Source organism: Pantoea piersonii (assembly GCF_003612015.1).
In the GTDB taxonomy this organism is placed as follows: Bacteria; Pseudomonadota; Gammaproteobacteria; order Enterobacterales; family Enterobacteriaceae; genus Pantoea; species Pantoea piersonii.
This window is the reverse complement of sequence record NZ_RARB01000002.1, coordinates 652802-671007: the sequence shown is the minus strand read 5'-3', so window position 1 is coordinate 671007 and position 18206 is coordinate 652802. Positions and strand designations below refer to the sequence as shown.

General features: G+C 57.5%; 19 protein-coding genes, 1 pseudogene and 1 other annotated feature. Of the genes and pseudogenes, 15 read left to right on the top strand and 5 right to left on the bottom strand.

Translation table 11 applies throughout. From position 1 onward, the window contains the following. Window positions 1–189: 189 nt before the first annotated feature. Together D7S44_RS09060 and D7S44_RS09055 are read left to right on the top strand one after the other, a co-directional pair. Entirely contained in the window at window positions 190–1539 is a 1350-nt protein-coding gene (locus D7S44_RS09060) for an MFS transporter (protein WP_120454058.1), read from the top strand. Window positions 1540–2172: 633 nt separating this feature from the next. Beyond that, complete coding sequence (locus tag D7S44_RS09055) at window positions 2173–2820, top strand: S1 family serine peptidase (protein ID WP_120454057.1); 648 nt, start codon at window positions 2173–2175, stop codon at window positions 2818–2820. An 8-nt stretch (window positions 2821–2828) separates the two neighbouring features. Here D7S44_RS09055 and D7S44_RS09050 read toward each other — a convergent pair whose 3' ends face one another. Together D7S44_RS09050 and rnm are read right to left on the bottom strand one after the other, a co-directional pair. Then, complete coding sequence (locus D7S44_RS09050) at window positions 2829–3449, bottom strand: L-threonylcarbamoyladenylate synthase (protein WP_120454055.1); 621 nt, start codon at window positions 3447–3449, stop codon at window positions 2829–2831. Between the two features lie 13 nt (window positions 3450–3462). After that, on the bottom strand, window positions 3463–4347 hold the full coding sequence (gene rnm, locus D7S44_RS09045; protein ID WP_120454053.1) for an RNase RNM: 885 nt from the start codon (window positions 4345–4347) through the stop codon (window positions 3463–3465). 156 nt (window positions 4348–4503) lie between these two features. After that, window positions 4504–4603 (top strand) — a sequence feature (Trp leader region). Window positions 4604–4626: 23 nt separating this feature from the next. Between rnm and D7S44_RS09040 the strand changes: the two genes are divergently transcribed. From D7S44_RS09040 to D7S44_RS09010, 6 genes and pseudogenes are all read left to right on the top strand, one after another. Next, the gene (locus tag D7S44_RS09040) at window positions 4627–6189 is read left to right on the top strand and encodes an anthranilate synthase component 1 (RefSeq protein WP_120454051.1); all 1563 of its coding nucleotides are present in this window, start codon (window positions 4627–4629) and stop codon (window positions 6187–6189) included. Continuing rightward, a pseudogene (gene trpD / locus D7S44_RS23870) lies at window positions 6189–7783 on the top strand (bifunctional anthranilate synthase glutamate amidotransferase component TrpG/anthranilate phosphoribosyltransferase TrpD). Before D7S44_RS09040 ends, trpD begins: the two are co-directional and overlap by 1 nt. A gap of 2 nt (window positions 7784–7785) precedes the next feature. Then, the gene (gene trpCF, locus D7S44_RS09025; RefSeq protein WP_167456964.1) at window positions 7786–9147 is read left to right on the top strand and encodes a bifunctional indole-3-glycerol-phosphate synthase TrpC/phosphoribosylanthranilate isomerase TrpF; all 1362 of its coding nucleotides are present in this window, start codon (window positions 7786–7788) and stop codon (window positions 9145–9147) included. A gap of 43 nt (window positions 9148–9190) precedes the next feature. Continuing rightward, window positions 9191–10381 carry a tryptophan synthase subunit beta gene (gene trpB / locus D7S44_RS09020; protein WP_120454043.1) on the top strand — a complete coding sequence of 397 codons (1191 nt, stop codon included), beginning with the start codon at window positions 9191–9193 and terminating at the stop codon, window positions 10379–10381. Beyond that, on the top strand, window positions 10381–11187 hold the full coding sequence (gene trpA, locus D7S44_RS09015; protein ID WP_120454041.1) for a tryptophan synthase subunit alpha: 807 nt from the start codon (window positions 10381–10383) through the stop codon (window positions 11185–11187). The genes trpB and trpA overlap by 1 nt, the downstream gene beginning before the upstream one ends. A gap of 143 nt (window positions 11188–11330) precedes the next feature. After that, window positions 11331–11645: a BON domain-containing protein gene (locus D7S44_RS09010; protein WP_120454039.1), complete on the top strand. Its 315-nt coding sequence runs from the start codon at window positions 11331–11333 to the stop codon at window positions 11643–11645. 44 nt (window positions 11646–11689) lie between these two features. Here D7S44_RS09010 and ompW read toward each other — a convergent pair whose 3' ends face one another. Then, window positions 11690–12322, bottom strand: coding sequence for an outer membrane protein OmpW (ompW, locus tag D7S44_RS09005; RefSeq protein WP_120454037.1), 633 nt, complete (start codon window positions 12320–12322; stop codon window positions 11690–11692). Between the two features lie 253 nt (window positions 12323–12575). Between ompW and D7S44_RS09000 the strand changes: the two genes are divergently transcribed. The 4 genes from D7S44_RS09000 to yciA all read left to right on the top strand — a co-directional run bounded on the left by D7S44_RS09000 (window position 12576) and on the right by yciA (window position 14841). Next, window positions 12576–12992 (top strand): YkgJ family cysteine cluster protein, encoded by a 417-nt coding sequence (locus tag D7S44_RS09000; RefSeq protein ID WP_120454035.1) that lies wholly within the window; start codon window positions 12576–12578, stop codon window positions 12990–12992. 27 nt (window positions 12993–13019) lie between these two features. Then, window positions 13020–13754, top strand: coding sequence for a YciC family protein (locus tag D7S44_RS08995; protein WP_120454033.1), 735 nt, complete (start codon window positions 13020–13022; stop codon window positions 13752–13754). A 59-nt stretch (window positions 13755–13813) separates the two neighbouring features. Further along, a complete protein-coding gene (locus D7S44_RS08990; RefSeq protein WP_120454031.1) occupies window positions 13814–14353 on the top strand; it encodes a septation protein A in 540 nt (179 codons plus the stop codon). Between the two features lie 65 nt (window positions 14354–14418). Next, on the top strand, window positions 14419–14841 hold the full coding sequence (yciA, locus tag D7S44_RS08985; RefSeq protein WP_103795988.1) for an acyl-CoA thioester hydrolase YciA: 423 nt from the start codon (window positions 14419–14421) through the stop codon (window positions 14839–14841). Window positions 14842–14869: 28 nt separating this feature from the next. On the opposite strand, the gene tonB is transcribed toward yciA, so the two are convergent. Next, the gene (gene tonB, locus D7S44_RS08980; RefSeq protein WP_120454029.1) at window positions 14870–15613 is read right to left on the bottom strand and encodes a TonB system transport protein TonB; all 744 of its coding nucleotides are present in this window, start codon (window positions 15611–15613) and stop codon (window positions 14870–14872) included. A gap of 201 nt (window positions 15614–15814) precedes the next feature. On the opposite strand from tonB, the gene D7S44_RS08975 reads away from it, so the two are divergent. Both D7S44_RS08975 and D7S44_RS23675 read left to right on the top strand, forming a co-directional pair. Beyond that, complete coding sequence (locus tag D7S44_RS08975; protein ID WP_120454027.1) at window positions 15815–16111, top strand: YciI family protein; 297 nt, start codon at window positions 15815–15817, stop codon at window positions 16109–16111. Between the two features lie 77 nt (window positions 16112–16188). Then, the gene (locus D7S44_RS23675) at window positions 16189–16362 is read left to right on the top strand and encodes a hypothetical protein (protein ID WP_167456963.1); all 174 of its coding nucleotides are present in this window, start codon (window positions 16189–16191) and stop codon (window positions 16360–16362) included. A gap of 26 nt (window positions 16363–16388) precedes the next feature. Here D7S44_RS23675 and D7S44_RS23300 read toward each other — a convergent pair whose 3' ends face one another. Beyond that, window positions 16389–16562, bottom strand: a complete 174-nt coding sequence (locus D7S44_RS23300) for a YciY family protein (protein WP_126690423.1) — start codon at window positions 16560–16562, stop codon at window positions 16389–16391. Window positions 16563–16723: 161 nt separating this feature from the next. Here D7S44_RS23300 and cls point away from each other — a divergent pair, with 161 nt between their 5' ends. Beyond that, window positions 16724–18184: a cardiolipin synthase gene (gene cls, locus D7S44_RS08970; protein WP_120454025.1), complete on the top strand. Its 1461-nt coding sequence runs from the start codon at window positions 16724–16726 to the stop codon at window positions 18182–18184. The last annotated feature ends 22 nt before the right edge of the window (window positions 18185–18206 follow it).

Sequence of the window (18206 nt, the reverse complement as noted above, 5' to 3'; positions counted from 1 at the left end):
TTACTGATTTGTAACCTGCTTTATCAGAATAGCAGCGCAGCTGTTTTACGGCGTATAAAGGCGACGATGACGGCTTTTAGCGTCGCCTCTCCTCCACATGTCCCCTGTTTAACATCTGTGATCATCTTCGCAACGAAAGAGTTTGCAGACTTGTATGGTAGATAAGCCTCTGACAAACGGGAGACCTTTATGACCTCTATATCCACGCCATCTGCTGGCGCAACCGTTGAAACCGCTCACAGCCACCGGGTCATACGCCGGGTCGCCAGCGCATCGGCTATCGGCACCGCAGCGGAATATTATGATTTCTTCGCCTATGGAACCGCAGCGGTACTCTTCTTTGGCCACCTCTTCTTCCCGAGCGATAATCCGCTGGTCAGTACGCTGGCCGCCTTCGCCACTTATGCTGTCGGGTTTCTGGCGCGTCCGGTTGGCGGGATTATTTTTGGCCATATCGGCGATAAGGTGGGACGTAAAAAAGCGCTGGTCGCCACTATTCTGATTGTCGGCCTTGGCACCTTCTGCATCGGTCTGTTGCCGACCTACGCCACCCTTGGTATCTGGGCGCCGGTCTCGTTAATCGTTATCCGCCTGCTGCAGGGATTCGGCGTCGGCGGCGAGCAGGCTGGCGCGGTGCTGATGACGGCGGAGTATTCCCAGCCCGCGCGGAGAGGTTACTTCGCCAGTTGGGTACAGACGGGCGCGCCGGCCGGCTTTCTGCTGCCGCTGGCGCTGTTCGCCCTTCTGAATGCGTTCCTGACTGCTGATCAGATGATGAGCTGGGGCTGGCGCGTCCCTTTTTTGCTGAGCGCCCTGCTGGTAATCGTTGGTCTGTTTATCCGGCTGCGAATTGACGAGTCGCCGGTTTTCGCAGAGATCCGCGCGACCAAAGCTGCAGAATCGCGCCCGCTGAAAGAGGTAATTCAGGCTTATCCCGGGCTGGTAATCAACGGCGTAGCGGCGAAGCTGATTGAAGCCTGCGCCTTTGCCCTGTTCACCGTGATTATTCTGGCCTGGGCTAAAGCTAATCAGCTCGACAGTAATATCCTGATGGACAGTATGATTGTCGCCGTCATTCTGGAAATCTTCGCTATTCCGCTGATGGGCGCGCTTTCTGACCGCATCGGCCGGAAACCTGTCTACCTGCTGGGCGCGCTGCTGATTGTGCTGTCAATCGTGCCCTTTTTCCTCGCTCTGCAGCAAAACAGCTACTGGCTGACCCAGATCGCTATGATCGTGGCGCTGACGCTCGGTCACAGTATGTGTTACGCGCCTCAGGCCTCGTGGTTTCCGGAGCTGTTTCCAACTCATATTCGCTGCAGCGGCATTGCCGTGATCTGGCAAATTGGCTCGTTAATCGGCAGCGGCCTTCTCGGTCTGGCCGCTGTGAAAATTTTACAGGTTACGAATGGCCACTGGTATGGCCTGGCGATCTATATCGGCGTGCTCGGCGTTATGTCTCTGGTGGGTCTGATTCGTTTGCCCGAGACCGCGCCAGGACGGCGCGGCGAGGAGTATCACAGCTGGCGACGACGTTAACTCTCCTCTTTTTCTCCCTGTTGCCGTCTTCGCGGACGGCAATCATTAATCCGCTGCCGTCAGGCTATCAGCGCGGCTTGGTGACCAACTCACTGAAGCGCAAATGCTTTTTTCTTATTATCAGATCTGGTTTGCACGGCTAATATATCGAGCGCACAGAGGATTCATCAGGTAAATGAAACAGTTAAAAGTGCGTTAAGCTTAATTCGCTTTTTCACTGCTTTTTTCATCTGGCAATGCGCAGCGTGGTAGTGAATCATTCTGTATTTCTAGGATAAATCGTAATATTAATATAGCTAACGCACTTTAATCCCATTTTTAAAACCAGAGATTGAATTAGCACCCTATTTCCCTGCATTTCTTTTTAGGATTAATCTTAATCGATTGTCTGTTGATAATTTATAAGTACAATCAGAGCCAGAAACGCAAAAAATAACTTTCGCATTATTAATCTTAAGTTGTTGCCCGACCGGAAGTTATTAACAAGCCTTTAACTAACTTTTGCCGTTTCTTTAAAAATAAACCGGCGCTACCGGAAATGCAGCGTTAATACGGCTCAATGATGAGTCTTAAATTGCATGTCAAAAGCCTTCACCAGGGATTTTCCGACATGCCAGCATAAAGATAATCACCATGAGAAAACTGTTCTTATGGCCGGCGTTTGCTGCGCTGGCTCTGAGCGGTTGCTCTGTGGGCCATACCGAATACAGCCGTACGGCAATGCAGCATGTGGACATGAGTTTCACCGGCATTCCTACGATTCTCGGGCTTGGCACGCTAGGCAGCAGCATTCCCATTACGCCTGAATATAGCCTGACGGCAGCGCACGTGGCGAAATTCGCCGTACAGCGCGTAAAGGCTTACCACCCCTATTGCGATCTGGCGATCATTTACCACAAAAACGACGCGACCACGCTGGCTAAATTCCGCAGCAGCGGCATCGGCGACCCGGTAAAAATGTACGGTTATAGTTTTATATCCGCCATGCCGGTTGAGTCTTCGGGCACTAATTTAGCGCGCACCGCTATTCGTAACAGCTGGAATAAAAAACCCTGTATGGCGATGGCGTCAAATGCGGGCGTGGTAAAAGGGATGTCGGGCGGCGCGGTTTATAATGCGGATAATACGCTGGGCGGGGTTATTGTCGGATTCAGCGACGAGATAAAAAGCAACCGCAGCGGCAAAATCGTTTTAAAAGATGTGTCGCTCTATATCCCCTATTCAGATTTTCAAAACTGGCTGAAACAGAATATTGGTCAGGCGGCGCAGAGCGGCACCTGACCAGACTGTTACAGGAAAGGCCGGATATCGCCTGAACCTTCGCGCGCTATCAGGGGTGCATCGCTGGTGAGATCGACAACCGTTGTCGGCTGCTGTCCCAGCGTGCCCCCGTCAATAATCAAATCGACCAGCTTACCGATGCTGTGCTGGATCTCTTCCGGATCCGATTCGGTAAAATCGTTGCCCGGCAGGATCAGCGAGGTCGACATCATCGGCTCGTTAAGCGCTTCCAGCAGCGCCAGCGCAATCGGGTTGGACGGCACGCGCAGCCCGATAGTTTTCCGCTTGTCATTCATCAGACGACGCGGCACCACCTTGGTCGCCTTCAGAATAAAGGTATAGCTGCCTGGCGTATTGTTTTTCAGCAGACGAAAGGCGCTGTTATCAACCTGCGAATAGTTGGAGATTTCCGACAGATCGCGGCACATCAGCGTGAAGTTATGGTTGCCATCCAGCTGACGAATGCGGCAAATGCGCTCAAGCGCATTTTTCTCTTCCAGACGACAGCCCAGCGCATAGCCAGAATCGGTGGGATAGACGATGACGCCACCCTTATTAAGATAGTCGACGGCCTGAGAAACCAGACGCGGCTGCGGGTTTTCCGGGTGAATGTGAAAAAGTTGACTCATAAAAAACCTCTTATCACCTGTCCGCGTCAGAGCCTGCGGGCGCCAGCGCCGGGAAACGCTCCCATACTGGCTCAACGCCAGCCGGAAGCCAGAGTTTGCGGCCCAGCTCAATCCACGGGCAGGGTTGATGAAAATCAGAACCTTGCGACGCAGCCAGATCGTAATCACGGGCGTATTGCGCCAGCTGCGTTCGTTCATTTGGCGCCTGTTGACACTGCGCCACCTCCATGGCGTCGCCGCCCGCTTCGCGGAAATGCGCGATCAGACGCTTCAGCCATTTTGCCGACAAACCGTAGCGGCCAGGGTGCGCCAGCACCGCACAGCCGCCAGAATGGTGAATAGCATCAATAGCTTGTTTAATTGTACACCATTGCGGCGGAACATAGCCGGTTTTGCCGCGCGCCAGGTAGCTTTTGAAAACCTGCGCTATCGTGTCGGCTTTTCCCTGCTCAATGAGAAAACGGGCAAAGTGGCCGCGCGTAATCACACCGCCATCGGCCAGTCGGGCTGCGCCAGCCAGCGCGTCAGGGATGCGCGCCTTTTCCAGCCGTTCGGCGATCAGCTCCGCCCGTTCCTGACGGCAGCGGGCTTGCTCCGCCAGAAAAGTAGTCATTGCCGGGTGGCTGATATCGATGTTCAGCCCGACAATATGGATTTCATGATTTTCCCACAGCGTCGAGGCTTCCACCCCCGCCAGCACTTTCAGCGGCAGCGCCTGCTCAGCGACGGCGCGCTGCGCCGCTGCAACGCCAGCCACGCTGTCATGGTCAGTAATGGCCAGTACGCCGACGCGCATAGTAACGGCGCGCTGCACCAGCGCTTCCGGCGTCAGCAGCCCATCGGAAGCGCGCGTATGGCTGTGTAAATCATAAAGAGGGAAACGGGCAATCTCGTTCAAATGGCACTCCTGCTGCACGTTGAAGCGGCCAGCATGATAACGATTTTATGCTCAGGTGAAAAAGCGTATTGACTTTTATCCGCTGAACCCGTTAACTAGTACACAAGTTCACAACTAAACGGGTCTTTTCTCATGGCGACGATTTTTATGCTTTCTGCAGGCTGGTGGCGCGATGTTTCCCATAACGGGCAACGTCTGGCACGCCTTGCGTAACGCAGTGCAGAGACCCGAGCCCGCTTAAAGCGGGCTTTTTTTTAGGCGAATTTCAGAGAGACCACCATGCCAAATGCGAAACCTACATTGAAGTTGATTACCGGCACCGCGCCCTACCGCGAAGATCCGGCCGCAGTGTTTCACCAGTTATGCGGCGCACGTCCGGCAACTCTGCTGCTCGAGTCGGCGGATATCGACAGCAAACGTAACCTGAAAAGCCTGCTGATTGTCGACAGCGCCCTGCGCGTCAGCGCGCTGGGATCCTGCGTGACGGTGCAGGCCCTGTCCGAAAATGGCCGCGCGCTGCTGCCGCTGCTGGATGCCGCGCTGCCCGACAATGTTGATATCGAGGCGCGTCCGGATGGCCGCGAACTGCATTTCCCTTCCGCTGACGCCGTGCAGGATGAGGACTCCCGCCTGCAGGCGCTGTCAGTTTTCGACGCGCTGCGCCTGATCCCTCACCTGGTAAACTCGCCCGCTGACGAACGCGAAGCGATGCTGCTCGGCGGCCTGTTCGCCTATGACCTGGTAGCGGGATTTGAAGAACTGCCCGCGCTGAAGAATCAGCAGCGCTGCCCTGACTACTGCTTTTACCTGGCAGAGACCCTGCTGGTGCTCGATCATCAGACGCGCAGCGCCACGCTGCAGGCAAGCCTGTTCTGCCCGTCTACCAGCGAATTCCAGCGTCTGCAGAGCCGCATCGAACAGCTGCACGGCCAGATGCTGCAGCCCGCGCCTGCGCTGCCGGTTCAGACGGTCGAGCAGATGACGCTGAGCGTCAGCCAGAGCGACGAAGCCTATTGCGATACCGTGCGCCAGATGCAGGAAGCGATTCGCCTTGGCGAGATTTTCCAGGTGGTGCCGTCGCGCCGCTTCTCGCTGCCCTGCCCATCGCCGCTCGCCGCCTATGAGACGCTGAAGAACAGCAATCCCAGCCCCTATATGTTTTTTATGCAGGATCGCGATTTCGCGCTGTTCGGTGCCTCGCCGGAAAGTTCGCTGAAGTACGACGCCGTCACGCGTCAGATCGAAATCTACCCGATTGCCGGCACGCGCCCGCGCGGTCGCCACGCTGACGGCTCGCTGGACCGCGATCTCGACAGCCGTATTGAGCTGGAGATGCGCACCGACCATAAAGAGCTGGCGGAGCATCTGATGCTGGTGGACCTGGCGCGCAACGATCTGGCGCGTATCTGCGTGCCGGGCAGCCGCTATGTTGCCGATCTGACCAAGGTCGACCGCTACTCTTTCGTGATGCATCTGGTCTCCCGCGTGATCGGCACGCTGCGCGAAGACCTCGACGTGCTGCATGCCTACCGCGCCTGCATGAATATGGGCACGCTGAGCGGCGCGCCGAAAGTTCGCGCCATGCAGCTGATCGCCGCGGCGGAAGGCACGCGACGCGGCAGCTACGGCGGTGCGGTCGGGTACTTCACCGCACACGGCGATCTCGACACCTGCATCGTGATCCGCTCGGCCTGGGTTGAAGATGGCATTGCCACGGTGCAGGCCGGCGCTGGCGTAGTGCTCGACTCTGATCCGCAGGCGGAAGCGGACGAAAGCCGCAATAAAGCCCGCGCCGTTCTGCGTGCTATCGCGACCGCCCATCACTGCAAGGAGATTTTCTGATGGCCGATATCCTGCTGCTCGATAACATCGACTCTTTTACCTACAACCTCGTTGATCAGCTGCGATCCTTCGGCCACAACGTGGTGATCTACCGCAACAACGTCTCGGCGGCGCTGCTGGCTGAACGCCTGCAGCGTATGGAGAATCCCGTGCTGATGCTTTCGCCGGGCCCTGGCGCGCCGAAAGACGCAGGCTGTATGCCGGAGCTGCTGCAAACCCTGCGCGGACGCCTGCCGATCATCGGCATCTGCCTGGGCCATCAGGCGATTATCGAAGCCTATGGCGGTCACGTCGGTCAGGCGGGCGAAATTCTGCACGGCAAAGCTTCCGCTATTACTCACGACGGAGAAGCGATGTTCGCCGGGCTGAGCAATCCGCTGCCGGTGGCGCGCTATCACTCGCTGGTGGGCAGCAATACGCCTGCGGAGCTGACGGTTAACGCCAGCTACAACGGCATGGTAATGGCAGTACGCCACGACGCCGATCGCGTCTGCGGCTTCCAGTTCCATCCTGAATCCATCCTGACCACTCAGGGCGCCCGTCTGCTGGAGCAGACGCTGGCCTGGGCGCTGGCGACATCACAGGGAGAATGAACATGCATGCCATCCTGGAAAAACTTTATCAGGCGCAGACGTTGACGCAGGGCGAGAGCCATCAGCTCTTCAGCGCCATTATTACCGGCCAGCTGGAGCCCACCCAGCTCGCCGCCGCGCTGATCGCCATGAAGGTGCGCGGCGAATCGCCGCAGGAGATCGCTGGCGCGGCCAGCGCGCTGCTGGAAGATGCCAGACCCTTCCCACGCCCCAGCTACGCCTTTGCTGATATTGTCGGCACCGGCGGCGACGGCAGCAACAGCATTAATATCTCTACCGCCAGCGCCTTTGTCGCTGCGACCTGCGGGCTGAAAGTGGCGAAGCACGGCAACCGCAGCGTATCCAGCAAGTCGGGCTCCTCCGATCTGCTGGCGGCGTTCGGCATCAGCCTGGATATGCCCGCTGAGCGGGCGCGCGCGGCACTGGACGATCTCAACGTCTGCTTCCTGTTCGCGCCGCAATATCACACCGGCTTTCGCCATGCGATGCCGGTGCGTCAGCAGCTGAAAACGCGCACGCTGTTCAACGTGCTTGGCCCACTGATTAACCCGGCGCGACCGCCGCTGGCGGTTATCGGCGTCTACAGTCCCGAACTGGTGATGCCGATCGCCCAGACGCTGAAAGTGCTGGGCTACCAGCGCGCCGCGGTGGTGCACGGCGGGGGTATGGACGAGGTGGCGCTGCACAGCGAAACCCACGTCGCCGAACTGCGCGACGGCGAAATCACCCGCTATCAGCTGACCCCGGAAGACTTCGGTTTCGGCTTCCATCCCAAGGAGGCGCTGGCTGGCGGCACGCCCGAAGAAAACCGTGACATTCTTACCCGTTTACTTCAGGGTAATGGCCAGCAGGCCCATGAGGAAGCGGTTGCCGTCAACGTGGCGATGTTGTTAAAAGTATTCGGTCATGAAGATTTGCGCGAAAACGCGCAGCGTGCGCGACAGGCTATCCACAGCGGACAGGCCTACGAGCGCGTTGTCGCTCTGGCAGCGAGAGGATAACCATGCAAGGCACGATTTTAGAGAAGATTGTTCAGGATAAAGCGCAGTGGGTAGACGCGCGCAAGGCGCAGCAGCCGCTGGCGTCCTTTCAGAATGACGTACAGCCCGCATCCCGCAACTTTTATGATGCCCTGCAGGGCGCCCGCACCGTTTTTATTCTTGAGTGCAAAAAGGCGTCTCCTTCCAAAGGGCTGATCCGCGAAGATTTCGATCCGGCGACGATTGCAGGCATTTATCGTCACTACGCCTCCGCCGTCTCGGTGCTGACCGATGAAAAATATTTCCAGGGCAGCTTCGATTTTCTGCCGATTGTCAGCGCGGCGCTCACGCAACCGGTGCTGTGCAAAGATTTCATTATCGATCCGTACCAAATCTATCTGGCGCGTCACTACCAGGCTGACGCCATTCTGCTGATGCTGTCGGTACTGAATGACAGCGAGTATCGTCAGCTGGCCGCCGTGGCGCACAGCCTGAACATGGGCATATTGACTGAGGTCAGCAACGAAGCGGAGCTGGAGCGCGCCATTGCGCTGGAGGCGAAAGTCGTCGGCATTAATAACCGCGATCTGCGCGATATGTCGATCGATCTTAACCGCACGCGCCAGCTGGCGTCCCGCCTGTCGCACGGCGTGACCGTTATCAGCGAATCCGGCATTCATAACTATGCTCAGGTGCGCGAGCTGAGCCGTTTCGCTAATGGCTTCCTGATTGGCTCGGCGCTGATGGAAGAGCCGGATCTGGCGGGCGCGGTGCGCCGCGTGCTGCTGGGCGACAATAAAGTATGCGGTCTGACGCGAGCGGAAGATGCGCGGGCAGCCTTTGAAGCGGGCGCGCTTTACGGCGGTCTGATTTTCGCCGAAGGCTCCCCGCGCCGAATCGATGTGCCGCAGGCGCAGCAGGTAATGGCTGGCGCGCCGCTGCGCTATGCAGGCGTGTTCCGCAATGCACCCATCGGTGACGTTGTCACAAAAGCGACCGCGCTGAATCTCAACGCCGTCCAGCTGCACGGCGACGAAGACCAGACGTATGTGGCGGAACTGCGCGCCGTGCTGCCCGCCGGGATCGCTATCTGGAAAGCCCTGAGCATTCAAAACGCGCTGCCCGCGCGCGACTGGCCGCACGTTGACCGCTACGTCTTCGACAACGGCAACGGTGGCAGCGGCGCACGCTTCGACTGGTCGCTGCTGAAGGACCAGGAGTTAAGCAACGTGCTGCTTGCCGGTGGCCTGAGCGCGGATAACTGCGTGGAAGCGGCACGCCTCGGCTGCGCAGGCCTTGACTTCAACTCCGGCGTGGAAAGCGCGCCCGGCATTAAAGATGCCAGCAAAATCGCGGCGGTTTTCCGCACGCTTCGCGCCTACTGATTTGTCAGGTCCGCTGCGGCGGGCCCATAAGGAAGATGAAACCATGACACTACTGAACCCCTATTTTGGCGACTTTGGCGGCATGTATGTGCCGCAGATCCTCATGCCGGCGCTGCAACAGCTGGAAGCGGCCTTTGTCGAGGCGCAGAAAGATCCCGCTTTTCAGGCGGAATTTACTGACCTGCTGAAAAACTATGCGGGACGCCCGACGGCGCTGACGCTCTGCAGCAACCTGACAAAAGGCACCAAAACCCGCCTTTATCTTAAGCGCGAAGATCTGCTGCATGGCGGCGCGCACAAAACCAATCAGGTACTGGGTCAGGCGCTGCTGGCGAAGCGCATGGGCAAGAGCGAAATCATTGCGGAAACCGGCGCGGGCCAGCATGGCGTCGCATCGGCGCTGGCGTGCGCGCTGCTCGGTATGAAGTGCCGCATCTATATGGGCGCGAAAGATGTTGAGCGTCAGTCGCCAAACGTCTTCCGTATGCGTCTGATGGGCGCGGAAGTGATCCCGGTGCACAGCGGCTCCGCGACGCTGAAAGATGCCTGTAACGAGGCGCTGCGCGACTGGTCCGGCAGCTATGAAACCGCGCACTATATGCTCGGCACCGCAGCGGGTCCGCACCCCTATCCGACCATTGTGCGCGAGTTCCAGCGCATGATCGGCGAAGAGACCAAAGCGCAGATTCTGGAAAAAGAGGGTCGCTTGCCGGATGCGGTTATCGCCTGCGTCGGTGGCGGATCTAACGCGATCGGCATGTTCGCCGACTTTCTTATGGATGAAAGCGTCGGCCTGATCGGCGTCGAACCGGCCGGACACGGCATTGAAACCGGCGAGCACGGCGCGCCGCTCAAGCATGGCCGCGTCGGTATCTATTTCGGTATGAAAGCGCCGATGATGCAGACCGAAGAGGGCCAGATCGAAGAGTCCTACTCTATTTCTGCCGGGCTCGATTTTCCTTCCGTCGGCCCGCAGCACGCGCATCTCAACAGCATTGGCCGCGCCGACTACGTGTCGATTACCGATAATGAAGCGCTGTCCGCCTTTAAAGAACTCTGTCGTGCGGAAGGCATTATCCCGGCGCTGGAGTCCTCGCACGCCCTGGCCCACGCGCTGAAGATGATCCGCGAGAACCCGGAGAAAGAGCAGCTGCTGGTGGTGAACCTTTCGGGCCGCGGCGATAAAGACATCTTTACCGTTCACGATATTCTGACTGCGCAGGGAGAAATCTGATGGAGCGTTATCAACAGCTGTTTAAGCGTTTACAGACCAGCAAAGAAGGCGCGTTCGTTCCCTTCGTCACGCTGGGCGATCCCTCGCCGGCGCTGTCGCTGAAGGTTATTGACGCGCTGGTCGCAGGCGGCGCGGACGCGCTGGAACTGGGCATCCCCTTCTCCGATCCGCTGGCGGACGGCCCGACGATTCAGAACGCCACCCTGCGCGCCTTCGCGTCCGGCACCACTACCGCGCAGTGCTTCGAGATACTTAGCAGCGTGCGCCAGAAATATCCCGATCTGCCCATCGGCCTGCTGATGTACGCCAACCTGGTGTTCACCAACGGCATCGACGCCTTCTATGCGCGCTGCGCCGAGGCGGGCGTGGATTCGGTGCTGGTGGCGGATGTGCCGGTCGAAGAGTCGGCGCCTTTCCGTCAGGCAGCGCTGCGTCATGGCATCGCGCCGATCTTTATCTGTCCGCCCAACGCCAGCGATGAACTGCTGCGCGAAGTCGCCTCTCACGGCCGCGGCTACACCTATCTGCTGTCGCGCGCGGGCGTGACCGGCGCGGAAAATCGCGCCAGCAGCCTGCCGCTGCAGCGCCTGATCGACAAGCTGCGCGAATATAACGCCGCACCGCCGCTGCAGGGATTCGGCATCTCCGAACCGGCGCAGGTTAAAGAGGCGATCGGCGCGGGCGCGGCGGGCGCCATCTCCGGCTCGGCTATTGTGAAAATTATCGAGCAGTATCATGCGCAGCCAGAAGAGATGCTGGCGAAGCTGACCGCGTTCGTCAGCAGCCTTAAAGCGGCCACCCGCTGAACATTTCATGCCCTGTCTGCGGATGGGGCATGATTTTTCACTCTTTTTTACACTCCAACGTTGCCGCTTTCGTTTTTCCCACCCACACTTGTTTTGCGTCGTTATGGGAACGACGCATCTTGTTTGAGACAGGGAGAGAAGCAATGAAACTGTTTAAAGTCCTTGCAGGCGCACTGGCCGCCATTGTAGTCGCGCTGACGCTGAGCGCCTGTGCGCCTACCGCAAAGCAGGAAGGCACCGGCGGTTATATTGACGATACGGTGATCACGACCAAAGTCAAAGCAGAGCTGCTGAATGACGATCAGCTTAAGTCGCGTGAGATCAACGTTGAAACCTTTAAGGGCCGTGTGCAGCTCAGCGGCTTCGTCAGCTCACCGCAGATGGCCAGCCACGCGGTAGAAGTGACGCGTACCGTGAAAGGCGTGAAGTCTGTTGTGAACAATATGCAGATTAAATAACGCAGAAAAGCAAAAGGCCGCGAGCGATTCGCGGCCTTTTTTTATCAGAAGCGGTAACCCGCGCCGAAAAAGAAGACCCAGGGGTCGATGCGCGTATCAATATTTTGTTTCTGTCCGTTCGCCTTAAACTTCACTTCCGTATCGATATCCATATACCAGAGCGAGGCGTTCAGCATCCAGTCACGGTTGATCTGATAGTCGAGACCGACCTGTCCAGCCACGCCCCATGAATCTTTCACGCTGAGGTCGCTCAGTCCGGCATCGCGGCCGGTCTGGTTGAAATCGGCATCGTAAAACGTGGTGTAGTTAACGCCAACGCCAACGTAAGGACGCACTTTGCTGCGGCTGTCGAAGAAATAATATTGCGCCATCAGGGTCGGCGGCAGCTGACGCACTGTCGCCAGCGTACCGGTGGCGGCAAGCCCCACCTTGTGGCGGAACGGCGTCGCGGCCAGCAGTTCGACGCCAATATTGTCGGTCGCCATATAGGTAAAGGTCAGGCCGAGCTGGGTATTGTTGCTGACGTCAAAGCCGCCCATACCCAAGACATTGTCGGAGCCTTCGGTAGGACGAACCGTCGCGCTGCCCGCGCGCATAAAGAAATCACCCGCTTCATGAGCCAGTGCCAGTTGCGGTAAAGCCATTGCCAGTAATAAAGCGCATTTTGTCAGTTTCATGATCGCTCCTTTGCACAAAATAAACGTAGGGAATTATGGTGTGACGTTGTGGGCAACGTTCTAACGCGATTTAACAAAAAATGCACCTGAATCAACTGCAATAAAGCGCTTAAAAAACAATGGATTGATTCAGATCAATTTTGGCGGGGAGGACTCACCTGAAATTTTGCTTGAAGAAATTCATCGGCGTGATTATTTTGATTTTTCTCCGTGTTGATTTTGGTTCGATGCCTCAGGAGTGGCGGGCGATCAAATGAGCGATAATTCCAACCCTTGCATGACCTGCGGCGCCTGCTGCGCCCACTTCCGCGTCTCTTTTTACTGGGCCGAAGCCGATGACGCCGGTGGCGTCGTCCCGACTGAACTCACTGAACCCTTAAGCCTGCTGATGCGCAATATGCGCGGCACCAACGCGCGCGAACCGCGCTGTGTGGCGTTGCAGGGCGAGCCTGGCGGCTGCGTCTCCTGCGGTATCTATGAGCAGCGTCCTTCGCCCTGCCGCGAATTCGCCATGTCGGGCGAAAACGGCATCCATAATGAAGCCTGCGATCGCGCCCGCGCGCGCTATGGCCTGCCGCCGATTTTTCACCCTTCTTTACCTTCCATGACAGAAAGTTATCTCGCTGCGGGTGCCAGCTTCGGGCCAGACCATGTACAATCGCCGGGTTAATCAACCCGGTTCCACCAAGGAGTGTACATGTCTATCACGGCAAGCTCGTTATACCGTGACACAGGAAATTTTTTCCGCCACCAGCTGCTGACCATCGTGCTGATGTCGTTACTGACGGCCTTTATCACGGTCATTCTGGTGCACGCTTTTACCCCGGGCGGCGATCAGCTGGCCCAGCTCCAGCAGGGCGATACCAGCGCCTCTTCGTTGTTTGAACTGGTGCAAAATATGTCGCCAGATCAGCAGCGTATCCTGCTGCGCGCCTCTGCGGCCGGCACCTTCTCGGCATTGATCGGCAATACGCTGTTGCTGGGCGGCATGCTCTGCCTGATCCCGATGGTTTCCGCCGGACATCGCGTCAGCGCGCTGCGCGCTATCGGCGCCGCTGCGCCGCTGCTGCCGAAGCTGCTGCTGCAGACGTTTTTGATTACTCTGGTGGTGCAGCTGGGCTTTATGGTGGTGATGGTGCCGGGCATTATTCTGGCGATACTGCTGTCGCTCTCGCCGGTTATCCTGGCGAACGAAAAAAGCGGCATTCTGGCTGCGATGCGCGGCAGCTGCCGGCTGGCATGGAAAAACGTTAAGCTGATCGCTCCAGCGATTATTCTCTGGCTGCTGGCGAAAATGGTGCTGCTGTTCGCCTCCTCCTCGCTGACGGCGCTGCCGGATAACGTGCTGGCCGTTACGATAACCGCTATCGGCAACCTCATCTCCGCGCTATTGGTTATCTATCTTTTCCGGCTTTATATGCTGGTCCGTTAAGTCTGCAGCGCCCCTTCGGGCGCGCGGCTTTTTACTGTTTTAGCTGAACTGGAATGACTATGAAGCAGTTACTCGATTTCCTTCCTTTAGTGGTCTTCTTTATTTTCTATAAGCTTTACGACATTTTTGTCGCCTCCGGCGCGCTGATTGTCGCTACCGGCCTGGCACTGGTGGCGAGCTGGGTGCTCTATCGCAAGCTGGAGAAGATGACCATTTTCACCTTCGCGCTGGTGGCGATATTCGGCACCCTGACGCTGGTTTTCCATAATGATGAATTTATTAAATGGAAAGTTACCGTCATCTACAGTCTGTTCGCGCTCGCGCTGCTCTACAGCCAGTTCTTTATGGCGCAGCCGTTGATCAAAAGCCTGCTGGGCAAAGAGATTAAGCTGCCGGAAATCACCTGGCGCCGCCTTAACGTCGCCTGGGCGATCTTTTTCCTTGCCTGCGGCCTGGCGAATATTTATGTGGCGTTTTGGTTGCCCGAAGCCTTTTGGGTTAACTTTAAAGTATTCGGCCTGACCGCGCTGACTCTGCTGTTTACCCTGCTTAGCGGGCTCTACATCTGGCGACAGATGCCGCAACAAGAAGAAAAATAAACGAGGCCCGGCCAGACCGGGCATGACGGGCGCAGCGCGCCTTCACCTGCATAAGAAGTTGAGCAATGGGCGAAAGACATAAGTTGCCGCAAGGCGAAATGGTGTTGCGTACCCTGGCGATGCCGGCGGACACCAACGCCAATGGCGATATTTTCGGCGGCTGGCTGATGTCGCAGATGGATATGGGCGGCGCCATTCTGGCGAAAGAGATTGCCGAAGGACGCGTCGTTACCGTGCGCGTTGACGGCATGTCGTTTCTGAAGCCGGTGGCGGTTGGCGATGTGGTGAGCTGTCACGCGCGCTGTATACGCACCGGTAACAGTTCGATGACCATCAATGTAGAGGTATGGATCAAGAAGGTCTCTTCCGAACCTATCGGTCAGACCTACTGCGCCACCGAAGCGGTGTTTATCTATGTCGCCGTGGATAGTGAAGGTAAATCGCGCCCGCTGCCGCCGGGACGCGCGAATCTCGAACCGGCGGAGTAAGGTAAAAGCGGTCAGAGGACCGCTTTTTTTATTCGATGCTGGTGCCGCCGTTGATCTTGAAGACGATATTCATCTTCAGGTTTTTACCGGGACGGCCAGGCTGATAGCGCCACTGCTTCATCGCCTGTTTAACCTCGCGCTCGAACATATTGCGCGGCTGGGCGGAAAGAATAGTGACATTTTCCACCCTTCCGTCAGCGCCTACGTCAAACTGCACCTGCACCCGTCCTTCAATGCGCAGCGCCAGCGCGCGCGTGGGATATCCCGGCTTCGAGACGCTGATCGCCTTAGGCCCCTGCGAAACTGACTGCGTCGGCGACGGGTTCGATTTCGGCGCGGTCGTCGGTTTCGTCTGCGTAGCGGGCGCGTCCTGATTAAATGGATTCTCCTGTGGCTTCGCCTCCTGACGCGGTTTCACCTCGCGCTTGTGCTCGACCTTAGGTTTGGGCTTGGGTTTCGGCTTCGGCTTAGGTTGCGGCACAGGAATCGGCACCGGCTCGGCCTTAGGCGGTTCCGGTACCGGCTGAGGTTCCGGCTCCGGCTCAGGCTGGGGTTCCGGTTCCGCCTGCGGCTGCTTTACCACAGGCGCGGGTTCAGGCTGCACTTCCGGCGCGACCAGACTGACGCTGATCGGCTGCGATACCTTGGGTACGTTGATAACCTGATGAAACGAGGCATAGAGAATGCCGGCAATTACTGCACCGTGCAGGACAACAGAGAGCAGCACGGAAACAGGCGTACGTTTATGAATGGGCATTGTCAACGTGGTCATAGCAGTCGCAGTCAAAGAATGAAGCAATGATTTTAAATGCAAATAGCAATCAGTTTCAATAACTGCTGAAAAATGGTCAGATATTGCTGTTTTTTAAACTAACCTGCTCCACCTCATACATTACGCCATCTTTCGTTTGCACTCTTATTTACGATCCCTTACCGTGTTGCGAAAATATGATGAGCCAATGGGGGCTTTCAAGTGCTGTACATCATCTACGCCGAAGATAACGCTGATTCTCTGGAAAAACGCACCTCGGTGCGCCCTGCCCACCTGGCGCGCCTGCAGCTGCTGCAGGATGAAGGCCGTTTGATCGTCGCCGGACCAATGCCGGCCGTCGACAGCAACGATCCGGGTGTCGCAGGTTTTACCGGCTCAGCTATCATCGCGGAGTTCAGCTCGCTGGAAGCCGCGCAGGCCTGGGCGGAAGCCGATCCCTATATCGCGGCTGGCGTCTATAAAAACGTCTCGGTAAAACCGTTCAAACGCGTTTTCTGACTGTTCGCCTGGTTCTGTCCTGATGGCTTCCGCGTCCGCGCCGAAGCCATTTTTATTTCGCTAACGGAGTCACCGCTATGCAATGGCTGGTTATTGCGCTGCTGGCGCTGGTCCTGGTGCTGATTGCCAGCGCGCTGCTGCTCTGGCGTCGTCACGGCTGGAAGCAGAAAAAACACCTGATTGTGATGCTGATCGTTATCGCCGCGGCGGCGCAGCTGGTGAATCTGGTGCTGGTTTCGAAGGGACAATAAAAAAGCCGCCCTTGCGGCGGCTCTGGTCAGATATTCTGCGTGATGAACAGAATCGAACGGCGCTGCTGCTGCGCCAGCTGCTGGCGAATCGCGTGGATACGACTGTAGCGACGCGACTGGCCTTCCAGCCAGCGGGCGCGTCGGCGATGCACCTGGCGCAACATTCTCCAGCGTGCCACTTCATTTCTGCTCTTTCTCATCACCTGCTCTCCTGCTTCGACATCACGCGGCCGCATTATAAACATCTTCGCGCCAATGCCAACTCGGATCTCTTATCGAACTCCTGCGGCGATTGGGGGTTTCGTTGTCCTCTGTCAGCACGTAAACTTCTCTGACCAAGCGCGAACGGGATGTCCACTTAATGACCACTTTTTACACTTTAATCAGCTGGTTGCTGCTGTTTGGCTACTGGTTGCTGATTGCCGGCGTCACGCTACGTATTTTGATGAAGCGCCGTACGGTCACTTCCGCCATGGCCTGGCTGTTGATTATCTATATCATTCCTCTGGTGGGCATCATTGCATACCTCTCTTTTGGCGAATTGCATCTGGGCAAGCGCCGCGCGGAGCGGGCGCGCACCATGTGGCCCGCCACGGCAAAGTGGCTAAGCGACCTTAGACAGCGCAGCCATATTTTCGCTACCGAGCACAGCGACGTCGCACGCTCACTGTTTCAGCTCTGCCAGAATCGCCAGGGGATCGCCGGTGTCAAAGGCAATCAGCTACAGCTGCTCACCAGTTCGGATGACGTCATGCATGCGCTCATCCGTGATATTCAGCTGGCGCGCCACAATATTGAGATGGTTTTTTATATCTGGCATCCCGGCGGGCTGGCGGACGAGGTGGCCGAGTCCCTGATGGCGGCCTCGCGGCGCGGCGTGCACTGCCGTCTGATGCTCGACTCCGCAGGTAGCGTGACCTTTTTCCGCAGCCCCTGGGTGGGCATGATGCGCAATGCCGGCATCGACGTGGTGGAAGCGCTGCAGGTCAGCCTGCTGCGCGTGTTCCTGCGCCGTATGGACCTGCGTCAGCATCGCAAGGTGGTGCTGATTGATAACTACATCGCCTATACCGGCAGCATGAATCTGGTCGATCCGCGCTTTTTCAAGCAGGACGCGGGCGTCGGCCAGTGGGTCGATCTGATGGCGCGGATGGAAGGCCCGGTCGCAACCACCATGGGCATCGTCTACAGCTGCGACTGGGAGATCGAAACCGGCAAACGTATTCTGCCGCCGCCGCCCGACGGTAATATTATGCCGTTCGAGCGCGAAAGCGGTCATACCGTGCAGGTCATCGCCTCCGGGCCCGGCTTCCCGGAGGATATGATCCACCAGGCGCTGCTGACTGCCGTCTATTCGGCACGCGAGCAGCTGATTATGACCACGCCCTATTTCGTGCCAAGCGACGACCTGCTGCACGCCATCTGCACCGCGGCGCTGCGCGGCGTCGAGGTGAGTATTATCGTGCCACGCCATAATGATTCTCTGCTGGTCGGCTGGGCGAGCCGCGCCTTTTTTAGCGAGCTGCTGGAGGCGGGCGTCCGGATCTATCAGTTTGAGGATGGTTTGCTGCACACCAAGAGCGTGCTGGTGGATGGACAGCTTAGCCTGGTCGGGACGGTGAATCTGGATATGCGCAGCCTGTGGCTCAATTTTGAAATCACGCTGGTTGTGGATGATGCGGGCTTCGGCAGTGATTTAGCCTGCGTGCAGGATGATTATATCGCGCGAGCGCGCCTGCTGGACGCAAAGCGCTGGTCAAAACGTGCCTGGTGGCAACGCATTGTTGAACGACTGTTTTACTTCTTTAGCCCTTTACTGTAAAACGAGCGGAAATTGCAACGCG

Coding starts and splice junctions, on each gene's coding strand:
- ompW (WP_120454037.1), bottom strand. CDS start 12,322: ATGAAACTGACAAAATGCGCTTTATTACTGGCAATGGCTTTACCGCAA.
- D7S44_RS09040 (WP_120454051.1), top strand. CDS start 4,627: ATGCCAAATGCGAAACCTACATTGAAGTTGATTACCGGCACCGCGCCC.
- yciA (WP_103795988.1), top strand. CDS start 14,419: ATGGGCGAAAGACATAAGTTGCCGCAAGGCGAAATGGTGTTGCGTACC.
- D7S44_RS09000 (WP_120454035.1), top strand. CDS start 12,576: ATGAGCGATAATTCCAACCCTTGCATGACCTGCGGCGCCTGCTGCGCC.
- D7S44_RS09055 (WP_120454057.1), top strand. CDS start 2,173: ATGAGAAAACTGTTCTTATGGCCGGCGTTTGCTGCGCTGGCTCTGAGC.
- D7S44_RS09050 (WP_120454055.1), bottom strand. CDS start 3,449: ATGAGTCAACTTTTTCACATTCACCCGGAAAACCCGCAGCCGCGTCTG.
- trpA (WP_120454041.1), top strand. CDS start 10,381: ATGGAGCGTTATCAACAGCTGTTTAAGCGTTTACAGACCAGCAAAGAA.
- D7S44_RS23300 (WP_126690423.1), bottom strand. CDS start 16,562: ATGAGAAAGAGCAGAAATGAAGTGGCACGCTGGAGAATGTTGCGCCAG.
- D7S44_RS23675 (WP_167456963.1), top strand. CDS start 16,189: ATGCAATGGCTGGTTATTGCGCTGCTGGCGCTGGTCCTGGTGCTGATT.
- D7S44_RS08990 (WP_120454031.1), top strand. CDS start 13,814: ATGAAGCAGTTACTCGATTTCCTTCCTTTAGTGGTCTTCTTTATTTTC.
- cls (WP_120454025.1), top strand. CDS start 16,724: ATGACCACTTTTTACACTTTAATCAGCTGGTTGCTGCTGTTTGGCTAC.
- D7S44_RS09010 (WP_120454039.1), top strand. CDS start 11,331: ATGAAACTGTTTAAAGTCCTTGCAGGCGCACTGGCCGCCATTGTAGTC.
- D7S44_RS08995 (WP_120454033.1), top strand. CDS start 13,020: ATGTCTATCACGGCAAGCTCGTTATACCGTGACACAGGAAATTTTTTC.
- trpB (WP_120454043.1), top strand. CDS start 9,191: ATGACACTACTGAACCCCTATTTTGGCGACTTTGGCGGCATGTATGTG.
- trpCF (WP_167456964.1), top strand. CDS start 7,786: ATGCAAGGCACGATTTTAGAGAAGATTGTTCAGGATAAAGCGCAGTGG.
- tonB (WP_120454029.1), bottom strand. CDS start 15,613: ATGACCACGTTGACAATGCCCATTCATAAACGTACGCCTGTTTCCGTG.
- D7S44_RS09060 (WP_120454058.1), top strand. CDS start 190: ATGACCTCTATATCCACGCCATCTGCTGGCGCAACCGTTGAAACCGCT.